This window comes from Sphingobacterium sp. 40-24, assembly GCF_001899705.1.
Taxonomy (GTDB): Bacteria; Bacteroidota; Bacteroidia; order Sphingobacteriales; family Sphingobacteriaceae; genus Sphingobacterium; species Sphingobacterium multivorum.
Genome location: NZ_MKWH01000040.1, coordinates 49668 through 75691, shown reverse-complemented (window position 1 = coordinate 75691; position 26024 = coordinate 49668). Strand labels below are relative to the sequence as shown.

Annotated in this window: 12 protein-coding genes; 7 read left to right on the top strand and 5 right to left on the bottom strand. The window is 45.8% G+C overall.

What is annotated here, in order from left to right; translation table 11 throughout:
- Positions 1-28 precede the first annotated feature (28 nt).
- The 7 genes from BGP15_RS16680 (at position 29) to BGP15_RS16650 (ending at position 16773) form a co-directional block, all read left to right on the top strand.
- On the top strand, positions 29-4051 hold the full coding sequence (locus BGP15_RS16680; protein ID WP_286770188.1) for a hybrid sensor histidine kinase/response regulator transcription factor: 4023 nt from the start codon (positions 29-31) through the stop codon (positions 4049-4051).
- A gap of 172 nt (positions 4052-4223) precedes the next feature.
- Entirely contained in the window at positions 4224-7535 is a 3312-nt protein-coding gene (locus BGP15_RS16675; RefSeq protein ID WP_286770187.1) for a SusC/RagA family TonB-linked outer membrane protein, read from the top strand.
- 11 nt (positions 7536-7546) lie between these two features.
- Positions 7547-9334: a RagB/SusD family nutrient uptake outer membrane protein gene (locus BGP15_RS16670; RefSeq protein ID WP_286770186.1), complete on the top strand. Its 1788-nt coding sequence runs from the start codon at positions 7547-7549 to the stop codon at positions 9332-9334.
- Positions 9335-9369: 35 nt separating this feature from the next.
- Positions 9370-12225: a SusC/RagA family TonB-linked outer membrane protein gene (locus BGP15_RS16665; protein WP_286770185.1), complete on the top strand. Its 2856-nt coding sequence runs from the start codon at positions 9370-9372 to the stop codon at positions 12223-12225.
- Between the two features lie 11 nt (positions 12226-12236).
- The gene (locus tag BGP15_RS16660) at positions 12237-13958 is read left to right on the top strand and encodes a RagB/SusD family nutrient uptake outer membrane protein (RefSeq protein ID WP_286770184.1); all 1722 of its coding nucleotides are present in this window, start codon (positions 12237-12239) and stop codon (positions 13956-13958) included.
- 187 nt (positions 13959-14145) lie between these two features.
- On the top strand, positions 14146-15468 hold the full coding sequence (locus tag BGP15_RS16655) for a DUF1735 domain-containing protein (protein ID WP_286770183.1): 1323 nt from the start codon (positions 14146-14148) through the stop codon (positions 15466-15468).
- A gap of 150 nt (positions 15469-15618) precedes the next feature.
- On the top strand, positions 15619-16773 hold the full coding sequence (locus tag BGP15_RS16650) for a glycoside hydrolase family 26 protein (RefSeq protein WP_286770182.1): 1155 nt from the start codon (positions 15619-15621) through the stop codon (positions 16771-16773).
- Between the two features lie 120 nt (positions 16774-16893).
- Here the strand turns inward: BGP15_RS16650 and BGP15_RS16645 are convergent, their stop codons facing one another.
- The 5 genes from BGP15_RS16645 to BGP15_RS16625 all read right to left on the bottom strand — a co-directional run bounded on the left by BGP15_RS16645 (position 16894) and on the right by BGP15_RS16625 (position 25912).
- Positions 16894-18291, bottom strand: a complete 1398-nt coding sequence (locus BGP15_RS16645) for an alpha-L-fucosidase (RefSeq protein ID WP_286770181.1) — start codon at positions 18289-18291, stop codon at positions 16894-16896.
- A gap of 17 nt (positions 18292-18308) precedes the next feature.
- Positions 18309-19766, bottom strand: coding sequence for a beta/gamma crystallin family protein (locus tag BGP15_RS16640; protein WP_286770180.1), 1458 nt, complete (start codon positions 19764-19766; stop codon positions 18309-18311).
- 273 nt (positions 19767-20039) lie between these two features.
- The gene (locus BGP15_RS16635; protein ID WP_286753010.1) at positions 20040-20393 is read right to left on the bottom strand and encodes an Ig-like domain-containing protein; all 354 of its coding nucleotides are present in this window, start codon (positions 20391-20393) and stop codon (positions 20040-20042) included.
- Positions 20394-20417: 24 nt separating this feature from the next.
- Positions 20418-22373, bottom strand: a complete 1956-nt coding sequence (locus tag BGP15_RS16630; RefSeq protein ID WP_286770179.1) for a RagB/SusD family nutrient uptake outer membrane protein — start codon at positions 22371-22373, stop codon at positions 20418-20420.
- 11 nt (positions 22374-22384) lie between these two features.
- The gene (locus BGP15_RS16625) at positions 22385-25912 is read right to left on the bottom strand and encodes a SusC/RagA family TonB-linked outer membrane protein (RefSeq protein WP_286770178.1); all 3528 of its coding nucleotides are present in this window, start codon (positions 25910-25912) and stop codon (positions 22385-22387) included.
- Positions 25913-26024: the final 112 nt, after the last annotated feature.

Here is a 26024-nt window from a genome sequence, read left to right as displayed (position 1 = left end):
TCGTCTATTGTTTTCTTTGGTGATAACCATGCTGTGTATTACTCTCCCGGCACAGGAAACAAGCTATTTCTTCAACAACAGGGGGATCAAAAACGGACTATCCAACAGCCGCGTGATCGCTATCGCGACAGATCAAAGTGGATTCCTGTGGTTTGGTACGGCTTCGGGACTGAATCGCTTCGACGGTTATGATTTTAAGGTATTTTTACATGATGAAAAGGATACGACCAGTATCAATGATAACTATATCGATAAAATAGTTAAAGGACCGCTCCATTCACTGTGGATCTATACCCCCAAAGGTTGGAATAGATACAATCCTCTCAACGAACAATTTGAATCCAAACCAAAGCGGTGGTTGACCCAGCTCGGATTGCCGCACGAATGGTTTAAAACCATTGTCGCCGATCCCCTAGGGAATTTCTGGTTTATCTATCCTGGCGAGGGGGTTTATAAATACAGTAACAAAGAGAAAAAATCCATATTCTTAAGTACGCAAAGCCACCGTGAACCGCTTTATAGCAATGAGGTATCATCCCTGGCATTTGACTCGAAACAGCATAGCTGGATGTTGTATGCGGATGGAACAGTCGAGATACGACGTTATTCGGATAATAAACTGCTCAGACGCCTGCATGTGCCCGCAAGCAATACCGAGCAGGCCTACCAGCTATTTTTGGATGCCCAGGATGACGCCTGGATCTATGTGCCTGGCAAAGCAAATGCGGTATACTGGTTGCGGTCTAAAGATAACAAATGGTTGAGTCTCGACCGAAAGCAGGGGCAATTCCAACTGAATAATGATATTGTCAACGGCATCGTACAGGACGATCAAGGAAAGGTCTGGATTGCTACTGATCACGGCGGAATCAACCTCGTCGATAAACAAAAGGGCGCGATCAGTTATATTTCAAATGATTTTGGTTTTAAGGATATGTTGCCCGGAAATGCTATTCAGTCGCTGTTTAAAGATCCTTCGGGGACGATTTGGATGGGGACCTTCAAAGCGGGCATCAATTCTTATAGTGAAATAAAGTCGTCTTTTCCGCAATACCGTCACGATCCCAACAATCCCAAAAGCTTACCTTTTGACGATGTCAATTGCTTTGCCGAGGATAAACGTGGAAATCTGTGGATCGGCACCAATGGACGTGGCTTGTTATACTATGATCGGACAGCAAAGTCGTTTACAACATATCTACAGGCAGAGAATGGGAGTGGACCTTCGAGCAATATTATAGCGAGCTTGTATGTCGACCGTGACAACAAGCTATGGATAGGTACTTATTTTGGGGGGCTGAATAGCTACGACGGGCAGCGATTTACTTACTATCGGCACGACAGTAAAGTCTCCAGCAGCTTATCGGAGGATAATGTATGGGAAATATTTGAGGATCGTGAAAGACGCTTATGGGTGGGGACATTAAATAAGGGAATGCAGCTTTTGGACCGCCGTACGAATACTTTTGTGGATTACCGCTACAAACATCCATTCAATTTTTCGGTCAATGCGATCATGGAGGACCATAAAGGGAACCTCTGGGTGGGTGGTTCGGCAGGTATCGAATTGTATGATCAGCATAGAAAATTCCTGCAGCATTTCAATTACCAACAGGGTGTAGAAAATAGTCTGTGTAATACTACTGTCTTGGATATCATCGAGGATGCAAAGGGATTTATCTGGATAGCAACACGGGATGGGCTATCGATTTATGATCCCGAAAAGAAAAAGTTTTTCAAATACCATAAAGCCGATGGGTTGCCCCATCAGACGATCTTGCGTTTGATCAGAGATCGTCAGAACAATATTTGGGCGAGTACGCCCAACGGTTTGTCCAAGATCTCGCCACTTTATTTAAAAGGTGGTCTCCAACTGTCCTTTCGTAATTACGATGAGACAGACGGGCTTCAAGGAAATGTCTTCAATGACGATGCCGCATTTATCACCAAGGCGGGTGAATTGGTCTTTGGTGGAAGCAATGGGTTTAACCTGTTCGTTCCGCCGGACGATAAATCTAAAGGTCATCGTTATCCGTTGCTGTTTACAGACCTACAGCTGTTTAACAATAGCGTACGTCCGGGTGAACGATACAATGGTAACCTGATTCTGTCAGCAAGTATTTCAATGACTACTAAGCTTGCTTTAAAATATGATCAGAATGCATTTGCTATCCAATTTGCGGCACTCAATTTTGTCGATGCTGGAAAGATAAGTTACAGTTACCAGATGCAGGGGCTGCACGAACAGTGGGTTACGGTGGATGGCACTAACCGAAAGATAAGTTTTACAGGATTAGCACCCGGCAAATATACACTTGTGGTGCGTACCGAAGAAAGCGGAGATGCAAATCCGGTATATGCTAAACTCGAAATTGAGATAATGCCTCCTTTTTGGGCAAGTCCATGGGCATATGCTTTTTATGGCTTGGTCATCATATTGGGGCTACTCTGGGCGCGATATCGGATCATACTCCGTACCCGCTTGAAATTTAGGCAGGAACAACAGGAACAGGAACAGTTGCGTAGACAGGAGCTTGATGCGATGAAAATTCACTTTTTTACCAATGTCAGTCATGAGCTTAAAACTCCGCTGTCTTTGATTCTTACGCCGGTAGAAAAATTGCTGGATCAGCCTTTTCCGGAAAATGAGCATCGGCAGTTCCGATTGATCCATCGAAATGCTCGGCGTCTGCTCAATTTGGTCGACCAGCTGCTGGATTTTCGTAAACTGGAACTTGGTGAGCTACATCTGCATAAAAAGGACCTTCGGGTTTTTGGGTTTTGTAAAGAAGTCTACGAGTCGTTTTTGGATCTCGCAGAAAAACGACAGGTACAGTTCTCCTTCGAAACTTCGGGCGAGGAGATTTGGGCAGCGCTGGATCCCGATAAAATGGAACGGATCCTATTTAACCTGTTGACAAATGCCTTCAAGTTTACAGCCGAAGGTGGCAAGGTGCTCTTGTCCGTCGACACCACAGCCGGCGATAGGCTTGAAGTTCGCGTCAGTGATACTGGGATAGGTATCGCCCCCGACAGATTGGAACAGGTCTTTGAACGCTTTTTTCAGAATGAACTGCCCAAAAATATGATCAATCAGGGAAGTGGCATTGGATTGGCCATCAGCCGTGAGTTTGCCAGGCTGCACAATGGAACCTTGCGTGTCGAAAGCGAAGTCGGCCATGGGAGTACGTTCGTACTGAGGCTGCCTTTACACGCCATACAAGAACATGCCACAGCATTGCAAGACAATGGGCTAACTGGAGAGGCCGGTACAGCGTTTTCCTTACACAAAACGGTATTACTGGTTGAAGATAACGAGGATTACCGCAATTATATGCGCGAATTTCTTCAGCCTTATTTTCAGGTTATCGTTGCCTGCAATGGAAAGGAAGGTTGGCAGAAGGCGCTTGCCGAACATCCGGATCTGGTTGTCAGCGACCTCAATATGCCCGAAATGAATGGTGCCGAGCTCTGTCAGAAAATTAAGGAAGATAAACGGACAGCTTTTATTCCTTTTATCCTGTTGACGGTGGTAAATTCCGAACAGCGTCAGTTGCAGGCCCTCGAAATGGGTGCCAACGATTATATTACCAAGCCTTTTCGCATGGAAGTGCTGCTCTCAAAAATGAAAAACCTGCTGGCACAACAGGACCGTTTTAAGCAAACCTACCAAAAACAGGTCTCGGTGGCTGCCAGCGAACTGGATATGGCTTCCCTCGATAATGAATGGATCACGAAAGTGCTGACCTATGTCGAGGCCAACATGGGCAATTCAAACCTCTCAGTACAAGGACTTGGGGAAGCGTTTGCTTTAGGCAGGGCGACCTTGTACCGCCGGATTTTTGACCTGACAGGTAAGACTCCCGTGGAGTTTATTCGAAGCATCCGTTTGCAACGGGCTCAGCATATGCTCGAAACCGGACAATGGTCCATCGCTGAAATTGCTTACCAGGTCGGCTTTACGGATCCCAAATATTTTACCAAAGTATTTCGCGAAGAATTTGGCCTTACTCCCTCGGCCTATCAGGAAAAACACCGTCAGAAGCTTTAAAAAGGCTAAATTGAAACATTTTTCCCCCTATATTCTGCTAAAATTCACCCTTTGGGCATAGCCAATATCTTAATTTTGATGCTATGCTGTAACCAATTTTTTGATTAACCACTCAGGTTACTGTAAGGGAAATAATTTCTAAATTATAAACGAACTGATAAATATGATTTGTTTGTCCACTGACAGTCATTCGACCTGTCTTGAACGCTCGACAGTGCATTTTTCTAAAAAGGTGGCCTTTTTAGGGATATTTATGGCGTCAATCACCTGCATGGCTCACGCACAAACTCGCATTTCTGGAAATGTGGTGGATGAGCAGCGGCGTCCATTGACCGGCGTTAATGTCAGCGTCAAAAACTCGAATAATGTGACATTGACCAATGCCACGGGGGATTATTCGATAAAAGCTCTTCCCACCGATACGCTTATCTATACTTTCGTCGGATACCTGCCCCAACGTAGGGTGGTGGGCGATTTGAAAGTGCTTAACATCCAGTTGCATAAAGATAATATCCAGATGGAGCAGGTGGTGGTTGTCGGCTACGGTAGACAGAAGCAGCCTACCGTAACTGGTTCTGTCAGTGTGGTAGCGGGGAAAGATCTAGTGCAGACTCCCGTAGCCAATGTCAGCAATATGCTGGTTGGTATGGCTCCTGGTATAACAGGGATACAGAACAGTGGCGAACCCGGGCAAAATGCGACAACCTTGCGTATCCGCGGGATATCAACGTTGAATGGGGCCAATCCGCTCGTTGTTATTGATGGTGTGCAACAACCAGCCGAAAATCCCTTTACCATGTTAAATGCCATTGATGCAAATGATATTGAGAACGTCAGTATCTTAAAGGATGCCTCGGCGACAGCGGTATATGGTATCCGTGGGGCTAATGGCGTGATTATCGTTAGCACCAAGCGGGGCCGCTCGGGAAGACCTGCTTTTAGTTTTTCGGCCAACACGGGATTTACACGCGCTACATCGCTCATGGGGATGACGAATTCGCATGACTTTGCTTCCAGCAGAAATGAATCGATCCGCAAACTGGATGCATCGGGGAATGGAGTGTACAACAATATGTTGTTTTCGGAAGACGAGCTTTGGAAATTTAAGAACAACCGCGATTATACAGCAGCCGAAATTGAAGCCATGCCACTCAACGAGCAACAGAAGCAACAGCTGCAAAACAGCCCGGCACTGTATTACACCAGTCACGATTGGTACAAAGAACTCTTCAATGGCACAGGCCGTCAAAATCAATATAATCTAAATGTCTCGGGGGGCAGCGAACGATTTAAATACGCTAGCTCGATAGGATATTTTGATCAGACGAGCATTCTGAACTATACTAAAATAGCGGGAGCAGATGTGGATCCGAAATTCTCTAGATATACTTTCCGCAATAATTTCGATATTGAGGTGGTCAAAAACCTGGAGATCAGCGTCAACATCAGCGGGCAGTTCCTAAAGAATAAAATTGCCAACCCCAAGTCGGATAATTTTAGCAACGTACAGGGTTCCGATCTGGCTTCACGTTATCAGGCGATATTGCTCAACCTCAAACATGGACCTTTTATATCGCCCGGAATCGTTGATGGACGCATCGTATTGAACTTTCTTGGAGCCGACGGCAGCGCAACGAATCCGATCGGGACGGTCAGAGGGGGAAATGGAGGTTTTCCAAGCCAGGTCATTAATCCGCTCAATCTTGTGACGCGCGGCTACGGCGTCACACAGGGGACCAACCTAAGTGCGCAAACGGTGCTAAAGCATAAAATGGACTACCTTACGCGTGGTCTCAAATCGCATTTTACAGTTGCCTATGACGATAATTACGCAAAAGGATATACGGTGACGCCAGGCGTACCGACCTATTCGGCTTACCGCAATCCACAAAATCCGACGGAAATCGTCTATATCGGTGGCATGGTCAGTACCGACAACAGCCTGACCGATTACCTTTTCAATTCCAGTTTCCGGAAAATGTATTATGAAGCTGGTGTAGACTACAACCGCGACTTTGGGAAACATAACATATCGGGACTCCTATTGGCGAATGCCCATAAATATATTGACAACAACTTGGCCTTTAATACACCTTCGGGTTTAATGAGCTTAGTTGGGCGGGCGACCTATAACTATGCTGAGCGCTATTTGGCCGAGGTGAATATGGCCTACAATGGGACCGAACAATTTGCTCCGGGTAATCGTTTTGGTTTCTTTCCGGCCTTTTCTGCTGGCTGGATTATCTCCAAAGAGTCTTTCTTGCGAGACAATACCTTTTTGAGCTTTGCCAAGATCAGAGCTTCCTATGGTGAGGTCGGCAATGATCAGATCGGTGCTATGCGCTACCTCTATTTGGCCAATTCATGGAATTTAGGGGATCAGAACAATGGCTATTATTTTGGAAATACAGACGGATCGACGACCAACCCACACATTCCGGGGGCTATTGAATCGTCGGTCGGCAATCCGGTGGTTACCTGGGAACGGGCAAAAAAGAGCAATGTACAGCTGGATCTGAAATTTTTTCGCGATAAATTGTCTTTCTCAGGCACTTATTTTAACGAAAAACGTTCCGATATCCTCGTTCAGCCGAGCATTATACCGGCCAATCTGGGCGTTGCCGGTACGCCGGTTTCCAATGTCGGTCGCGTAAGCAACAGCGGTTGGGAGTTTGAACTGGGCTGGGACGATAAGTTAAGCGAAGATTTTACCTACTTCCTGAAAGGAAACTTCTCTTACGCACGCAATAAAATCGATTATATGGCCGAGGCTGCTTTCCCTTACCCGTGGATGAACCAGACGGGTTATATGATCGGCCAGCCAAAAGGATTGGTCGCTGATGGTTTTTACAACAATGCTGCCGAATTGGCCAACCGTCCTTACAATACATTTAGCAATCTGGTGGATGTCGGTGACCTGCGTTATAAAGATATCAATGGTGACGGTATCATCGATAATAGCGATATGATACCGATTGGCTATCCTTCGTTTCCACTGATCTCGTACAACTTTCGTTTGGGGGTAACCTACAAGGGCTGGGACTTAAATACACTATTTATCGGTACCGCAAAAGGCTCTTACGATATCAGTAACACCTACTACGGTGGAAATCGCATCGTCGAAGAAGTCAATAATGGTCGATGGACGCAGGAAAAATATGAAAGTGGACAGGAGATCCTTTACCCGGCACTAAATGCTATTGACGGTGTATCCCAAGCCTCGAAAGTACGGAGTACATTTTGGCTGCGCTCAACAGACTTTCTACGTTTAAAAAATGCTTCTGTAGGCTATACCGTCCGCGACAGCAAACTATTGCAGCGTGTTGGACTGAGTTCGGTGCGGATTTACGCGAGTGGCAATAACTTAGTGACCTGGACCAAACTCGTGAAAGGGATTGATCCCGAGTCTACCAGTCAAAATAGCAATGGCTATATATTCCCGCTTGTGAGAACATACAACCTAGGTGTGAACATTTCATTTTAAAACTTTCAGATATGATCGATATAATACAACGCTATTGGCAAAAGGCTTTGTTTGCTTCTGTGTCCATGGTGATCCTGGGAAGCAGTATATCTTGCCAAAAAGATTTTTTGCAGGTTCCTCCGGGAGGAAGCCCAACAGTGGACACCGTTTTTAACCAGTCTTCCAACGCTTATAATGCAATTGCCGGCGCTTACTTCGCTTCTTTGCGCCAGGGGCTGAATTGGAACGGTTATTATTCACCGAGCACCGATGATCAGCTGGCGGGCAGTCAGGCTTTTTGGGTGCAGATCCCTGGCAGCGTGGCGGCGGTATCTATTCTTGGCGGCGGCTTTACGCCGAATTCCAATAGTCAGGACATGGGATCTAATGGCGGCTATGGCAACGATGGTTACACGGATAACTTTCAGGCAATCCGTAAAGCATACCTGGTAAAAGAGAATATTGGCCGCGTGCCTGATATGAGCGATGCGGATAAGAAAATCGTACAAGCTGAAATGCAGGCGCTGGTCGCTTACCGCTATACGCAAATGTTTATCATGTATGGCGGGGTGCCGATAATCTCAAAAAGTTTTCCACTGACTTCCTTAAACAATCTGGAGGAACTGGCCATCCAGCGTGCTCCGATAAAAAACGTATTGGATAGTATTGTAAGCTGGTGTGATCAGTCTGCGGCGATTTTGCCTTCACGCTGGGCCGATAATTCGCTGGGCAGGATGACCAAATCGGCTTCACTAGCGATTAAAGCAAAAGCTTTGCTCTATGCGGCTCGTCCTTTATTCAACAATGCAACACCTTATCTACAGCTGGGCGCTAATAATGCGCTGATTTGCTTTGGCAACAATGATCCACAACGTTGGAATGTTGCGCTCGCGGCTAGTGAAGCCCTGATCAAAGAAGCCGAAGGGGCGGGGGGACTGCATATCATCAACACAGGAAATCCGCTGGCTGACTATGGTACAGCCACCTCCACACCGAGCAACCGGGAAGTGATCTTAGCATTTAAACAGCAGGTGCCATCGTCTGGAGGTGCTGGTCCATACAATATTTTTAACGTGGTCAACTACCATTATCAGGCCAATGGGGCGGTGCTATCGAGCAGTATGCTGGAAAACTATTACAAGGAAGACGGCAGCGAGCAGAGCTGGCCAGGGGTCGGGCAAACGGCACCGTTTTCGGAATACCTCACCAAATTTAAGCAGATGGAGCCACGTATGCGCGCTGATTTCAATGGTTGGGAAATGCAGGCCGACAATAATCCAGGCGATCCCATCTGGCACATGAACGAGCATTATAAGGATGTCAACCATTTCGGTGCCGGGCAGCCGACAAAGTTTTACTATAAAGCAGGACGTCGCGAATGGTTCGACTTTCCGATTTTCCGTCTGGCGGCATATTATTTAAGTTCGGCAGAAGCGTATAACGAAATGGGGCAACCTGTCGAAGCACTCAGCCGCCTTAACGTAATCCATCAGCGTGCCGGACTGCCAGCTGTCACCGAGACCAATAAAGATAAACTGCGCAAAATTATCCAACGGGAATGGGCTATCGAGTTTATTCAGGAAAAATATCGATTTAACGACCTGAAACATTGGAAGGATAGTCAGATCGATAAAGGCATCATTGGTGGACCAATCCGTTTTCTGGTTTTTAATAATGGTGGTGACGCTTTGCCTTCGGGAAATACCAATTTTGGAAATGCGGTACGTTATAATGGGTTTTGGCATCCTAGGCAATTGTTAAATCCTTTCCCCCAAGCTGAGGTAAACAAAGGTTATCTGATCCAGAATCCGGGCTATTAATTGATAAGACTGACCCTATTAGAAGACTTTAAACTATGAATACCTATTCAATGATAAAAAAGGCTACCGCCTTACTTTTTGCCGTTTGGTCGGGAAGCACATCGCTGAAGGCGCAGCAGCCGGGCGAATGGATTGCTCCGGATTCTACGGACAGTCAAAAGGTGAAAAATTATGGCACAGTACGTGGACAGGAACTGGAAAAGATACCTGCGTCCAATTTGACCAATACCCTCTATGGACGCCTGAACGGACTGATGGTAACGCAAACCAATGGACAGCCCGGATATGATCAGGCAACGTTATTGATGCGGGGAAGGGCAACTTACGATCAGGCTGCCCTGGTCTGTTACGTAGATGGCTTCCAAGTGGATATGTCTTTCTATTTTCAATACCTTGCAGCAGGTGAGATTGCAAGTGTGACAATCTTGAAAGATCCTGTCAGCTTAGCCACATTTGGCATGAAAGGCGCTAATGGCGTGTTGTGGGTGACGACAAAACGGGCCAATATTGATACCTTCCGTATTGATGCCCAGGTAGTGTCTGGCATTCAGCAGGCCGTAAAAATCAGAAAGCCTTACGACGCTTATCAGTACGCCAATCTGTACAATCAGGCGATCAGTAACGATGCCTATGCGCTCAATGGCAACCGCTTTCAGTGGTCTCCGACCTATAGCGATGAAGCCCTGCAGCAGTACAAGGATGGAACCGGAACCAATGTAGACTGGCTCAACGAGTCGCTGCGGGATAACGGCCGGTATACCAATACCTATGTCAATATGCAGGGGGGAATGAAGGAGGTGGCTAAATATAATCTATACTTGGATTATATGGATCAAACGGGCCTCTTCAATATTCCAAGTGGTGCTGAAGCAAGCCGAAATACAGGCCTCAAAAGGTACAACCTACGCTCCAATGTGGACCTGAAATTCTTTAAAATCTTTACAGGAAAGATTGATCTGGGCGGGCGCATCGAAAGTTATAGCCAGCCCTTTAGCAACAACACGTACGACAACGCACAGAATTTTTGGAAGCGGCTGACGACTTACCCAAATAATATTTATCCCGTGCGCGATGCGCTGACAGGACAATGGTCGGGTAATGCACTTTATCCAAACAATCCAGTTGCGGAACTGAATGCCTTGGGCATGTATGCCTCGCATGACCGTACATTACAAGGGAACTTTAGCCTACGCGAAGATCTGAGCTTCCTGACGGAAGGATTATACCTTGAACAGGCGGTTTCTTTTAACACCTGGTCGCGTGTGATCCAGAATAAGGCTGCCACCTATGCCCGTTATTACGAAGGTAAACAGGCGACCGCCGATCAAAATACACCGCTTGTTTTTGGAAGCAATACCCCTTATGGGCAGTTGACCTGGCGGCAGTCCAATCTCTCGGCCGGATACAAACGACAGTTTGGAACGCATCGGATCAACGCTGTCGTCAATTATTACGCAAGTGATATGATCCCCGATGCAAATGAGGATGCATCAAAAATTGCCTACCACTATCAGCAGTTTTCTGGAAGGGCATCTTATGCTTATCAAGATAAATATTTTGCCGAACTCGGCTGGGGATACAGCGGATCGGATTCATACGCACCGGGACATCGCTGGAAACTGTATCCTGCGGCTTCTTTGAGCTGGGTACTATCGGAAGAGGATTTCCTTAAAGATAATCCGGTGATCAACTATGCCAAGCTGCGCTTAGCAGCGGGAAAGACTGGTAACGACCAGACACTGCAGGGTAGATACCTTTATCAACAGTATTATCGTTTCCTTCCTGGCAGTGTAACGGGCAACAACAGTCTGTCTTTTAATGGTGGACTGGGATTAGGCCGGCTGGCTACGCCGGATATTACGGCTGAGCAAAGCATGAAATACGAACTGGGACTGGATCTCACCCTGGTCGATAATATCGAATTTCAGGCGACCTGGTTTAATGATCGGAGATCGGGCATAATCACGCGGAACAACCTTGTTGCAGGCTACCTGGGCTATACAGGCGCAGATATGTTGCCGCTTCAGAATATTGGTAAGGTGAACAATCAAGGTGTCGAGCTGGGGTTAAGTTATCATGAAAAGATCGGAGCGATGCAGCTGAATGTGGGCATGATGGCGACCTATGCGAAGAACAAGATCGTTTATCAGGCCGAAATACCCAATAAAAATGCCTTCTCCAACACCACTGGCCTTGCTATCGGTACACCTATGGGGCTGGTGGCAGACGGATTTTACCAGTTTGAGGATTTCAATGCCGACGGAAGCTTGAAAAATGGACTTGCCAAACCGGGCTTTGGTCCGGTGCAGCCGGGGGATCTGAAATATAAAGATTTGGATCAGGACGGACTAGTTGATCAGAGCGACGTAACAGCTATTGGCAAGCCGGCCTATCCCAAATGGTATTATGCACTCAACATTGGCCTAGCTTATAAGGGAATTGATCTGTCTGCTTTATTTCAGGGGGCAGCGGGTATGGATATTAACCTATTGGGTGCAACCTACAATCAGGTCGTTCCTTTTGTGGGAAATACAACGATTTATCCCATTGCCGGAAACGCTTGGGCTTATTATCCAACGGAAGGCATTGATACACGCAACAGCGCAACTTTTCCGCGTTTAACAACGCAGAGCAATGCGAACAACTATACCAATTCAACCTTCTGGATGAAAAATGCGGACTTTCTCAAATTGAGATCGCTGCAGGTCGGATATACCTTACCATCGGCTGTATCGGAGAAAATGCAGCTGCAGAAGTTCAGGGTGTTCCTGACTGCCGTCAATCCGTTTGTCTGGTCTTCACTCTACCGGAAATACAGAATGGACCCGGAGACACCTGCGGGCTATCCGGCGCTGAAATCTTATAATCTAGGAATTTCGTTTACCTTTTAATTGTTTATCCCATGTATTTACATGATCATATATCCACTAAAATAGCGATTGCGATAGCAGCGCTTAGTCTCTCAGGCTGTGGGAAGTCATTTTTGGATACGCGTCTCGACACGCAGCCTACAGAGCATAATATCGATGGCAACTACACAAGTCTGATGCAGCTGGCCAATACGCCCTATGCCTATCTGTCCCAGCGCAACGAATTTGCGGCCTTGGACGGAAATCTTTTTGCTGCGGCTACCGATGAAGCTCAGCAGACCAATACATCAGGAGATGTTTACCTGTTTAATAACGGCAACTGGGGTGCGTTTAATAACCCCGATGATCGCTACAATATGTATTATTCGGGCATTTATGCAGCAAATTATTTTTTGGAATATCTCGACAAAAAAGGGGGTGATTACAAATCCCTATTGGCAGTAAATCGTGATACCATCACGCAGGAGTCGCGTACCAAGTATCTCAACGATGTCTCTTCCATGGGTTGGTCTATTGCTGAAGCTCATGTGCTTCGGGCTTACTATTATTTTGAGCTGATCAAGCGTTATGGCGGTGTGCCTTTATTGACCAAAACGTTCAATGTGAATGAGAAGCCAGCTATTGCAGCTTCTTCGTTTCAGGAGGTCGTCGAATATATCGTGACGTCTGTCGATAGCCATGTAAAAGACCTGCAACCAAACTGGAAAACTTCGCAATTTACGAATCTGGATGGCCGCTTTAATCAGGGCGCTGCGCTTATGCTGAAAGCGCGTGTATTGCTTTATGCCGCCAGCCCGCTGCATAATCCCGGTAATGATATTGCCAAATGGCAGCGTGCTGCAAAGGCCGCTGCGGAGGCACTGCAGTTTGCCGATCGCATGGACGATGCGGGCGGAAGAAACGCACTTGACAATAACTACAGAAATTACTTTCTCGGTAACAATACGCTAAACAGTGCTGAAACAATTATGGCGATCCGTTACACGGCTAGCAACGATCTAGAACGTGCAAATTATCCGATTGCGACACCCGGAGGATTGAGTGGAGTCACACCAAGCGAGAATTTGGTGTCGGCCTACGAAAAGCTGGACAACTATTCAGCAAGTAACCCTTATGAAAATCGGGATCCGCGTTTGGGCTATTCGGTCGTGGTCAATGGCAGCAACTGGAACAACCGTACAATCGATCAGACCGCTGGTGGATCGGACGATAGGAGACGAACCAACGCCAGTAGGACAGGGTATTACCTGAAAAAGTTTGTAAATGACAACGTCAATCTGGTCAATAACGCTACCAATCCGCACAACTGGCCGCTTTTTCGCTATGGCGACCTGCTGTTGATTTATGCGGAGGCGATGAATGAAGCCTATGGAGCCGACCAGGCCAATGGCTGGGGGCTTAGCGCCAGGGAGGCTATAAACAAACTGCGTGCTCGTCCGGGGGTCAATATGCCTGCTGTGCAGGTTAGCGGTAAAGCTGATTTGCGCACAGCAATCAAACACGAACGGCAGGTGGAGCTGGCCTTTGAAAATCACCGGTATTGGGATCTGATCCGTTGGGGCGATGCAGCCAACGTATTGAACAAACCGATCTATGGCGTTACGGTCACTAAAACAGCTTCTGGTGCGTTGGAATATGGGACGAGGCAGGTTCAAAATCGGGTTTTCATAGCGCCGAAAATGAATTTCTATCCTTTTCCGCAGGCTGAAATCCATATCACCGGTGGTGTACTGGCTCAGAACCCAGGCTGGTAAGAGCAATTGCGCAGGTGGATTTTGCAAATAGCGATACGTAAAAGCAGGCGCTAATCGGGAAAAAGAAGAGTGAAAATCGGCGATTAAATGTTGCCGGAACCTTCAAAGAAGATGAAGAAATAAAAAGAGGAGTGAAGCAAATCTTGGAAAATCAGGGTTGGAGTCACTTGTCACTAATGATGAACAGATGAAAATACTCAATCAAAAAAATAGCATATACGGGATGCTCATCGCCTGGGCTATGGCCCTGACATTTATGGCCTGTCAAAAGGATGATTCGGCTAAGGATTATGGCGATTCGCTCATTTATATGCCACAGAGCGTTAATTTTTCCATGGGATCAAATGCGATCTATCCCGTTCCGGGATCATCCAATGGAATCAGCCCAACGGGAATGAACTATGTCGTTGATGAAAAATCGAATAAAACAAAAATCATGTTAGGCGCTTCCTTGTCCGGGACTGCAAAAGGTGCCTATCGTGTGGATATTAAAGTTAATACAGATACCTTGGATCAACTTTTGAAACAGGGTACCCTTGGTCCAGATTACAAAGCGCTGCCTGCAACAAATTACAGCCTGCCCAAGCAATTGGATGTTCCGGAAAATGGATCTGCAAGCTTTTATCTCGAGGTGGACAACAGTGTCATTACGGACCCGGCCAACTTTGGTAAGCACTTGGTTGTTGCGGTGCAGATTGCCAATCCAAGCCGGTTTAGCCTGGATCAAAAACGCGCGATAACTTTGGTGGATATCAATATTGCCGGTTTATTCCCATCGGCAAATACGACATCGGAGATCAATGTGACAGCGGGAAATACTATTACCATCTCCGGACAGAATCTCGACAAAGTCACGGCGCTGAAGTTTTCCAACAGCGAAACGGCGATCCCTATTCTTGGTCAGTCAGCCAACAGTCTACAGGTAAGGGTGCCTGAGATGGATGGCATCTCGCGCTCAACGATCGACCTGATGACGCCATTTGGTACGACGAAAAGTACTTTTGAACTGGTCAACTTAAACCTTGCCCTGCAGGTATTTACCGATGCCTATGGGGCTAATATTGGGGCTAATAAAGATGGTGATGATTATGGCTCTACCCAGTCGATATCCACCAGCGTTTCTAAGCGGGGAACTTCTTCGTTAGCCCTCAAATATGCAGCGAATAATTACTCCCCAGGAGGATTGGTCAATACGGTAGGCTTTGAAGATAAGGGCTATAATTATATTACTTTTTGGGCCAAAGGGACGACTTCCGGTGCTGGCAATGAAGGTATACAAATGGCCCTAATGGGTGACGGAATGCCTGATGGTTATGGAAACGACTTCGCCGGTGTTGGGATCATTGTGACAAAAGAATGGACATATTATAAAATTCCGATTGGTAAAGGTTCCGGTAAGCCGATGTGGAGCAAAGGTACGACTTTCCGAAAATTCGGCTGGCGATTGAATAACTGGAATGTTCCGCAGGATGAAACGATCTATTTTGATGACATTCTATTTGTAAAGTAAAAATTAACGTATAACAATTATATCATAATGATGGCTAAAAAATCATATTTATTGCTGATAACACTTTGTTTTTACCTATGCTGCTGCTCGAAAAACAATGCGGAAATTATTAACGGAACTGCTGAGGTCCAGTCGTTGGATGCAGCATTTATGCAAGTATCAAAAACTGCGGTTGCAGGAGCTACTTACCAGGCAGAAGTATATCTTCCCTATGCCGGTGGTAATGGGGCGGCCTTTGAAAATGGAACTTCCATCGCTTCAACGGGTGTGTTGGGATTGACAGCAACTTTGCAGCAAGGGCGTTTGGAAAAAGGCTATGGCTCATTGTTGTATAAAATTAGCGGAGTTCCGGCACAAGCTGGCACAGCATCTTTTGTCCTATCTTTTGGTGGAAAATCGAGCGTTGTTACGCTCGAAGTAAGTCAAAAAACTGATGCTAGCTTGCTATACTGGGGATTCTTTGATGATTCGGGAACTCCGATGTCTTTCTACAACGGATTTGGCAAGAAACCGAGTATGGCCATGATGTTTAATGGCTGGACTGCGGATGGTAATCGCGAATTTCCTTTGTCATTTTGCCAGGAAGCTTCTGCGGCGGGCTATGTACCGCACGTGACATGGGAGCCTATGATGGGCCTCGATGCACTGATGTCAGGAAAATACGATAATGACATCAAACGCTATGGAGAAGCGTTGGCCAAATTTGGTAAACCAGTGATCTTGCGTTTTGCACATGAATTTAATGGTGACTGGTACCCTTGGAGCATGCAGAATGATCAAGTTGTGCCCGTTGCTACGTACATCAAAGCCTTTCGCTATGTGCACGATAAGGTTCGAGCGGCAGGTGGTACAAATGCACGTTGGGTCTGGGCACCTAATAATGCCAATGGCAATAAAAATCCGCAAATGGTAGAATCCTACTATCCGGGTGATGACTATGTGGATTTGATCGGTATGGATGGTTACAATTTTGGGACCTCCCAAAGCTGGTCGTCTTGGCAGTCTTTTGCGCAGGTTTTCGGCCCACTTTATAATAAGTTAACGACGACGTTCCCCAACAAACCGATTTTTATCGCTGAAATGGGCTGTTCATCGTCAGGTGGCGATAAAGCAGCTTGGATTAACGAAATGTTTGCCCAGCTGGAAACACAGTTTCCCAAAATAAGAAGTTTCGTATGGTTTAATATTAATAAAGAAACAGATTGGCGTTTCACCAATGGACAGGAGGCCATCGGTGCATTTAAATCAGGCTTGAGCAACCCGAGAGTGGGTGTCGATCCAACATTGGGCGGTGTGATCCAATAAATTTGCTTCATACCATTATCGAATTGCAACCATGTTAAAAAGGCAGCCAATCTCCTAAAGAATGGCTGCCTTTGGTTTTTACTTAATAAGCTATTTGAGGGCTGTAAGATCCCGGAACGGCTACTTTGCTTCGATCTTGTATACGTAAATCGGGATTTCTGGGTTCTTGATAGTGGGTAAAGACAGTTGTAGCGTATCTCTTCTTTGTGTCCATTTCACCTTTGAGGAACTGCCGAGAAGCGTTAAACTTTTGATGTCGCGGCCACTTTTTGCAAGCTCCGGGATGTCGATCGTAGCGGTTGACGGACTACGTACAAAAAGATAAACACTTTTCCCTTTCTGCGTAAAACGATAGTCTGATACGATTTCTTTTGACGTTGCATCATTCACGGCATCTTTCATGCCCGCTTTTTCCTTTTCGGCTATCTTTTTGTCGGTCTGTATGGCTTGTGCTGCTTCCTTGGCGCCACCCCAGACCGTGGTGCCGTAAATCGCTTCGCCGTTGGTCTTCATCCAGCTTCCTATAGTATGTAGGTTTTCCTGGCTTTCGACTGGCCAGGTACCATCGCCTTTGGGGCCGACATTGAGCAGCAGGTTGCCCCCCTTGCTCACGACTTCAATAAGGTTGCGGACCAGCAGCTCCGGACTTTTCCATTTGGTGTCATGTCTATTGTAACCCCAGTTTTCACTCATCGTGATGCAGGCTTCCCAGTTCTTGCGTGCAGTAGAAACCAGCGACTGCTCAACAACGGCATAATCGCCAAGTCCATTACCTATCCGGCTGTTGATAATACAGTCGGGCTGAATGGAATGAATCAGATCTTTGATTTCCTGACTTTGTTTTTTGGTGATCAGCTCGGGTGTATCAAACCAAATAATACCGATAGGACCATATTGTGTCAGCAATTCGCGCAGCTGCGGTTTGACCTTATTTTCAACGTATTTGTTGAGGTCTTTGGCATCTTCATCGGGATAATCCCAGGTATTGCTGCGCCCAGCTTTAACTGGCCAGTTGGTGGGCACATCTGGGTTTTCCCAGTCGCGGCCAAGGGAATAGTAGAAACAGAGCTTCAGACCATATTTCTTACAGGCTGCAGCAAGCTCCTTCATTGGATCTTTTGCCCAAGGGGTACGCTTGACGATGTTATAGTCGCTGACGGCCGAATTGTACACCGCAAAACCATCGTGGTGCTTGGCTGTGATCACCAGGTATTTCATGCCGGCATCGTGGGCCATCTGAGCCCAACGGTCGGCATCAAAGCCCGTTGGATTAAACTGATCGGCAATCTTTGCATAGGTCTTGACGGGTATGCGTTCGTAGAGCATAAAATGCTCGCCGCCTTTGGTAGGATGGCCGTCCCAGTCGCCTGCGGTCTGGGAATAGAGCCCCCAGTGTAGAAACAGACCGAATTTCCCGTCGGTGAACCAGGGAGCGGGCTGCGCCTGCAGGTTCAACCCGACCAACGCTAATAGCACGACAAGCAATGGCCCTGCGTTCCTTAAAATTAATTTATGCATTGTATTTCCCAAATCTTTTAACGGTTTTGTACTTTCATGGATGAAACCTTATCGTTGAAAGTCGAAAGATAAGAAGACGATGATGTGACGACAAGACTGTCGCCTGTAAAATTATCGTTATTGTATAACGTCACTTTAACATTAGCACCAACTTTAATGGAGGAGACGCTATTGTCTGTCACCCCTTTGGCCAATAAATCTGCGGTGGTATATTGCCCTTTGCCAAAGCTTCCTTTCACACCGGCATAGGACGCATTGGAATAGGTATACACCGAATCTTGATTGGTCGTCATGAGCCCGTTGACATAGTTGAATTCGTAAACATTGGATGTTGTGTAGCCATTTTGCAATAATAATTTGACCTTAAGCTCATAAGGTGTATTGCTTTTGTAGTAAAGTTCATTGAGATCTATAGTACCTTGGATGACACCAGAGGAAACGGGGGCAAATTTCCAGGTAACTGCATTGTAATCTTTGTTGGCTCCTGTACCTTCATTGTTCACATTGGGATCCATATACACCAATATCTCACTCACAGGCAAATTGGACGTATAATTTCCAGTAATAAAGATTTTTTGTTGACTGTTATCAATGGCAAATTGAGGTTGTACAGAATATGTAGGTGTTTGGTAAGGGGTAGCTGTCGCTACTGCAGGTTGAAAAACTTCATTTCTATTGAGAATTGCTGCATCGGAGCCTGTTAGAAAAGTAGGCTGTCCCTTGCTAAAACTCACATTGCCGCTTCCCATCAGTGATGTGCCCAATGTAGGTTCTTCACTGACATATTTAGCGCGGTTATGCGGCAAATTTAATCCATGGCCCAATTCATGTAGCATGCCGCCGAGATAGTTTGAGCTAGGGTTTGGAATTCCATTGACAGACATGGAGGAATTATCTACTGCAAAGCAGTATTTTCCATAGCCATAGAAGGGTTGGCTGTTATCGCCATCTGTTCTTGCAGGCAATAGCACAAGATAGTGATTATTGGATGAAAATTGGCTTGGATGGGCAGCTCTGTACGTATTGATCTCATTTATAATTTTACCAGCGGATACGGCTGAGCTATAGGGGTAGTCCGCTTGAGCTCCTGCGGCAGGGATTTCAATGATGTTAACTAGGCCTGCAGAATCTTTTGCCAGCCCCAGATAACTGCTGTAACCATAACGTGCCATCTCATTATGCAGCCAATCCTGGAAATGGACAAATAGTTGAGATAACCGTGTTTTGTAGCCGGGTAAGGCTGGATTGTCTGTGGGGAGAAACATGACGATATTGAGATTTACGGGATTAGTCACAAAGGTGAGATTGGCCAGGGATGTGTCAATAACGCCATTTGATGACGCCTTTAATCGTAGTGTTTCTGGTGAATTTTGCTCTACCAAGGGCTTGGAGCACGCGAAAAAAAGGAATAGGACTGTGGTGGACAATGCAAGTCCTTTCAGGATTTGCATCCATTTTCTTGTTTGTTGTGTCATAATTTTTGAAGTAAATAATTTATAATTGTTCATGTATATTGGTGGCTTATAATTATTCAAAATACAAGCTTATAGTAAGAAATTGGGTTTGTTTTACTGCAGTTTACAATTAAGTCAATCGTTTTTATAATTTGAAAAACGGTAAAATGAATAGATGTTATTTTGTCAAAAGAAGACTACCAGACGGGTTTGTCTGATAGTCTAAACTAAACACTAAATAAACAAATGGTCATCTCTTACCATTATTTTTTCGAGCATGGTGAATGCCGACTATTACTTGGTTACATTGACTATATACCAGACATTCAGTTCGCCAGATCGTATGGTGACGGTATCTTTGCCGACGGTTAAGCCGGTAACCAATCCCGTATTGCTATACGTTGCAATTTCTGGATGTTTGTTGGTATAGGTCGCCTGTGTGACGCTGCGGTTTCCCGGATTGACTGCCAGATTGATCTGAAGCGGCGTTCCGATTTTAACAGGAATCTGCATGAAACCTCCAGAAAGTACAGCTTCCCGAACAGTTAAATTGTCTTTAATAGGCCCCAGATCCTTTTTGCATGCGTTCAACCCCATAGTTACACATAGGAGGCTAATCAACAGGTAGATATATACTTTAATTTTCATGATGTTATTTTTTTTTTATTCATATTATTTTGCGCCCAGCCATCCTGGATTCTGAACCAGCTGATTACCGTCCAACGTGAGATCATATAAAGGTAACGGCCAGTAGTATCGGTAGTCTGCCCATAAGGCGACACCATTTGTAATGTTGGCACTCCGTGGATAAGCGATGATAAACCCGTTATTATCCAAAAAGATGTCTTTATTGACTTCTTCTTTTAGGGCGATAATAGGTTTGGCGGTATGTGTCCCATCGTACAATTTTCCTTTTTCAGCTGTAAATTTCATGCCGCGTAAGGGCACTGTCATCAGGTTGCCCGCTTTCCAGCGCATCAAATCTTCGTAACGACGGTCTTCCAACACCATTTCAATACGGCGTTCGCGTCTGATTTCACGGATGATGGGGCTAACGGAATAATCAAGTTTTGCAGCATAGATCTCATCAAGCCTAGGATCAGCAGGAAGGTTGCCAAGCTCGAGCTTGCTGCTCGGGTATTTCGCAAAGTCAAATCCTGCACGTTGGCGTAACAGATTGATCGTCCGATCCAGGTCATTCTGTGTCAGCGTGCCTAAAATGGCTTTTGCTTCTGCTAACATCAGCAATACCTCTCCATATCGGAATTCAATGGCCGTTTGTTGTCCGTTTGTTGTCGCTTCGTTTTCGGTACGGTCACCCATCCAATGCTTAATGGGTAGATAACCCGTAACAGTTGTGCCGCCGCTCACATTATACGATAATCGAGGATAGGTGATGCCATTTTTCTCCAGACTGGTTGTACCGTCAGTCCTATTGAATAGTGACCGGTTTTCCCCCGGATAATTAATGGTCTGCTTTAGCCGTGGATCGCGGTTTTCGAGTTCGGACCATAGACCATCATAGCCTTTGAAAAGTGGGTTGGCGGTGTAGCTGCCTGCGGATCCTGACGTATAGATCGGTTTACCGTCAATACACAGATATTCATCGATCAGGCCTCGTGTTGCACCGCCAGCTGGTCGTCCGCCAGAAATACTGTTGTTCTGATCCCAATAACGCTGCGTTGCGTGACCGACAACAGTACCATCATAAACACGGGCTAAGATAGCCTCTTTATTGCCATCGGAATTTGGATCTTTCTTGAATGTGAATAATTTCCAGTAAGGAGTTTCGCCCGTAGCATACAATTGATAGCGACCTGATGCGATGATTTTTTCGCAAGCATTCACAGCTGCTTCCAAAAAAGGTTTTGCTGTGCTTTGTAGAGACAGCTCGTTGTGATAGGTCCTAAACGAGCCTTCGAAAAGACCAATTCGCGCTTTTAAAAACAACGCCATATCCTGATTGATACGTCCGTCTGGACGGCCAGTAATACCTTCTAGACCAGCAACAGCCAGATCGATGGTCTTCATTAACGAGTCGGCAACCACCGTTCGTTTATCGCGTGGTTTGTATAATTCCTCGCTGTTGATGTTGAGGTCGCTTGAAAGCCAGGGCACATCGCCGAAAAGCATAAGCTTGCGGTAATAATCCATCGACTTAAAGAAATAGGCTTCACCAATATATTTGTTCAATCGCGTGGCATCATTATTCACCGCTGGCAATGCATTGCGGTAGTTTTTGATGAAATAATTGACGGAGCGCAGGTTTTCCCATGTCCAGTCAACTGAACCACCTGCATTGGGCGGAATAAAGGTGTTGTCCATCATACTACTAATGTTGCCGTAGCGGACCATATTGTCAGTCATAAAGTCGGATGCCAACAAATGGCTACCGCCAACAACATTGGGGTTGACTTTAGCATCAGCCCAGCCCGAACCATGCCCTAGAATATAGCGGTTATAGAGATTATTGAGGTATAATGTCAGCTCTGTTTCGGTATGTAAGGAGTTGTCGTTCGATAGTTCAGTTTCGGGACTTAGCTGTAAAAATTTATCGTTACAGGACTGCGTCAGCAAAAGGGAGGAAGCTGTTGCAATCACGATCAATCTGAATATATTTTTTTTCATAGTAGTAATGGTTAGAATACAATTTGGGCTCCAAAAGCAATTGATCTTTTTTGTGGATAGTCGGCAGATATCTGATCGACATCAAAAATTGTTGGTATTTTTGTAATTTCAAAGATGTTGTAACCGGCAAGCGTGAAACGCAGGCGCTCCACACCAAATCGTTTGGTCATCTCTTGCGGTAGGGTATAGCCCAATACCGCCTGTTTAAGTCTCAGGTAGGCCCCATTGATGAGGTATCTGTCCTGCACATTGACTGAGGAACCGTACATTGGAAACTCAGCATCTGTGCGGTCCGGTGTCCAAGATCTTTCATACATCCATTTTGAGCCTGCGCCACCGCCCCAATAGGAAGATAGTCCGGCCCAGATATCACGTTTCAACACACCTTGGAATAAGAAGTCAAGATCGAAATGTTTATATTGCACGTTTCCGGTAATACCAAATCGATACCGTGGTGTAGAATTTCCAATAACGACACGGTCGCCTGGATTTGCCAAGGTGTTCAGTCCGGCATCTATTTTCCCATCTGGAATGCCCTCGGGTCCGCCAAGATCCTGATACCAGATATATCCCGGATAGAGGGTGCCTTGATAAGCTCCATTGTAGATCCAGTTACCATTGCTTTCGTTTCGTCCCGCAAAATCACTTTCCTGTAGTATACCACCGGTGCGGTAACCCCATATTTCGCCGATCGTTTTACCATCATACATCACCTCCCTGCCAGAAGAATTGGTAATCATCATGCTGGTGTTGGCTGCGTAATGCTGTACTTTGGTCAGGTAATCGGACAGGTTGAGACCTACGCGATATCGTAGATCGGGATTGATGGTTTGCTTCCAAAGGAAGGAAAGTTCAAATCCTTTAGTTTCCAAAACACCCGAGTTTTCCAGCGGTGCGGCCGTCCCTAATGTTGTCGGAAATGAGGCACTTCCATCGGTGAGGATGTCGGTGGTCTTTCTGTTGTAATATTCAAATGTTACATCGAGCCTGTTTTTGAGAAATGTTCCATCAAATCCGACGTTCCAGGTTCTGGCTTTCTCAAATGTGAGGTAAGGGGATACGAGTCCCGGCGGGTCGATATAGACTATTTGCTGCCCGTTGATTAAGTAAGGAGCCTTGCCTGTATTCATCGTTGCCTGATAAGGATAGATGGATGAGGGCTGATTTCCTAATTTCCCCCAACTTCCGCGCAGTTTAAGTTCGTTGAGCCAGTTCTTCGTTCCGGCCATAAAATCCTCCTGCGATATCCGCCATCCGGCAGAGAAGGATGGGAAGGTGACAAATCGATCTTTCTCCGTAAATTTGGCGCTTCCATCATAACGTAGGTTACTCTCAAAGAAATACTTCTCAGCAAAGTTGTAGTTCACACGGCCAAATACGGCACGTCCAGCCAGGGTGTATGCATTTCTGGATACTGTATGTAAAGAAGGATCCTCAGCTGCATCCGGGTTCTGTATATCGGGCGAAATCAGTTTGCGGAATGTATTGGTGATCTGATTAAATTTTGTCTGTTCCTGATTGTAACCCACTACGGTGGAAAAATTGTGTTTCTCTGCCCAGGTCTTCTTATAATCTGCATAGATGTTGACCAGGTATTTATTGGTGTTATTGTTGTCAAAATAGGCCCGGTTTTCTGCCGCCTCGGCTTGCTGCGATGTATATTGCCAGGAGTCTACGACTTGGTTGAATTTGGGGCTGTATCGGCTCAAGCTATAAGACTGGGGCTGATAACTGAGGTCGGCCTTTAATTTCAGTGCATTCGGAATCAAGGTGAATTCGGGGGAGATCAACAAGGATACTCTTCTATCCATCGATTGGTTATTTGCACCATAACTTAACCAGGCAAGGATGTTGTCAGTATAGGTATTGGGCAATGGATCATTTGGCCCCGTTTGGATAGGCATATTGATGTTTTTGTTTGTCTCACCCATCATGGCCGACCAGATGCTTCCCTTACCGCCGACGATATATGGACTATTGAAATTTGTCTGGTCAAAACCTATTTTACCAAAAACGCTGAACCAGTTATTTACTTTGGCATTGATGTTCATCAGCGCATTGTAGCGTTTCAACTTATCGGTGTTGATCTTGTACATGCCCGATTGGTTTTGTAATCCCCCGGAGATATAGTAGTTGATGGACTCGGCTCCACCGCTCAAGTTCAGCGTATGTTTTTGCATCGGCGTCCATTTTTTGACGGCTTCCTCAAAAGGGTTAACGTTAGCGACCCAAATAATGCTGTTTCCTTCCTGATACCATGCATTTTCGGGACTGGGATTGTCCATGTACTTTTGGATCATCTCCAGCTTTTTTTCATCTGCTGTACCTGGCTTGCCATTCGTCCATAGGGTCCGATCCATGCCCGATTTTTGGATTTCATAGGCGTTTAAAATGTCAGGCAGGCCAGATGGCGTATCAAAGTTGGAGTCGAAGTTATAGGCGATCTTGCCTCTTTGATTAAACTCTCCTCGCTTAGTACGGACCAAGATGACACCATAAGCTGCTTTGGTACCATAGATGGCTGCCGCAGAGGCATCTTTGACAAAAGACATATCCATGATGTCATTCGGGTTGAGCTGGTTCAGGGCACCGGTAGAGCTTTCTACTCCATCTATGATCACCAAAGGATCACCATTGACGGATTCAAATACACCTGTATTGCTATTGTAACTCATGGATGTACCACCCCGTAAGTTAAAACCCGGAGTACTGTTTGGGGAACCATTTCCGAAGGTGATATTCAGATTGGGGACAAGCCCCTGTAAAGCCTGTCCGATATTGGCAACCGGCCGATTTTCAAAAGCTTCCTTACCGACGTGGGAAATGGCTCCTGTCAAATTGACTTTCTTTTGGGTACCAAATCCGACCACAACAACTTCCTCCAAAGCACTGTCGTTCTCTTCCAAGGTTATTGTCAAAGCACTGGCTGTTGCACTGTTAAACCGCACAGTCTGTGCTTTGAAGGAAAGGTGCGAAATGGTCAGCGTACCTTCCGCCTGGACGGTTTGCAGGGAAAAGTTTCCTTTGCTATCGGAAGAGGTCCTGTTGTTGCCGCCGTTGATGCTGATCGTTGCGTTTTCGATGGGTTTACCGTCTTTTTTGGAAACCAATTGCCCATTTATCGTATACTGTTGTTGCTTGGGCTGAAGGGAAGTTTTCGGAGCGCTCGGCAAGACGATGATATGATTTTTGTGCATCTCAAACTGTAAGGGGAGCTCATCTGACAGTTCTTTGAGCACGCTTTCCAGCTTTTGGTTGGAGACATTGACATTCACCTGTTTGAGGCCATTGAAGAGACTTTCATCATAAAAGAAATGATAACCGGTCTGTTTTTTGATTTCAGTAAAAACCGATTTTAGGTTACCCTTATTGATATGTAAGGTGACCTGCTGTGCTTCGGTTTTGCCGTAGACACCATAGGTAAATAGTAAACCCAGGAAAAGGGTGGCTTTCACCTTTTTGGAAACGAGGGGTGCAAAGCTAGGTTCAGCCATTCGGTTCCCGAATAGGTAATCTTTACATTTGATAAAGTAATTCATATTTTCAGTAATAGGGTTGGTTTTTTGTTTAATTCACATCTAGATGTTATTCAAGCACTGCTGAATAGAGTAATAGCAATGGTTGTTGGAGTAGGTAAATATTTAAATCATC

Bases quoted from the DNA above. Each gene is read 5' to 3' on its own strand.
- BGP15_RS16680 (WP_286770188.1), top strand. From the start codon at position 29: ATGCTGTGTATTACTCTCCCGGCACAGGAAACAAGCTATTTCTTCAAC.
- BGP15_RS16670 (WP_286770186.1), top strand. From the start codon at position 7,547: ATGATCGATATAATACAACGCTATTGGCAAAAGGCTTTGTTTGCTTCT.
- BGP15_RS16665 (WP_286770185.1), top strand. From the start codon at position 9,370: ATGAATACCTATTCAATGATAAAAAAGGCTACCGCCTTACTTTTTGCC.
- BGP15_RS16660 (WP_286770184.1), top strand. From the start codon at position 12,237: ATGTATTTACATGATCATATATCCACTAAAATAGCGATTGCGATAGCA.
- BGP15_RS16655 (WP_286770183.1), top strand. From the start codon at position 14,146: ATGAAAATACTCAATCAAAAAAATAGCATATACGGGATGCTCATCGCC.
- BGP15_RS16650 (WP_286770182.1), top strand. From the start codon at position 15,619: ATGCAAGTATCAAAAACTGCGGTTGCAGGAGCTACTTACCAGGCAGAA.
- BGP15_RS16645 (WP_286770181.1), bottom strand. From the start codon at position 18,291: ATGCATAAATTAATTTTAAGGAACGCAGGGCCATTGCTTGTCGTGCTA.
- BGP15_RS16640 (WP_286770180.1), bottom strand. From the start codon at position 19,766: ATGACACAACAAACAAGAAAATGGATGCAAATCCTGAAAGGACTTGCA.
- BGP15_RS16635 (WP_286753010.1), bottom strand. From the start codon at position 20,393: ATGAAAATTAAAGTATATATCTACCTGTTGATTAGCCTCCTATGTGTA.
- BGP15_RS16630 (WP_286770179.1), bottom strand. From the start codon at position 22,373: ATGAAAAAAAATATATTCAGATTGATCGTGATTGCAACAGCTTCCTCC.
- BGP15_RS16625 (WP_286770178.1), bottom strand. From the start codon at position 25,912: ATGAATTACTTTATCAAATGTAAAGATTACCTATTCGGGAACCGAATG.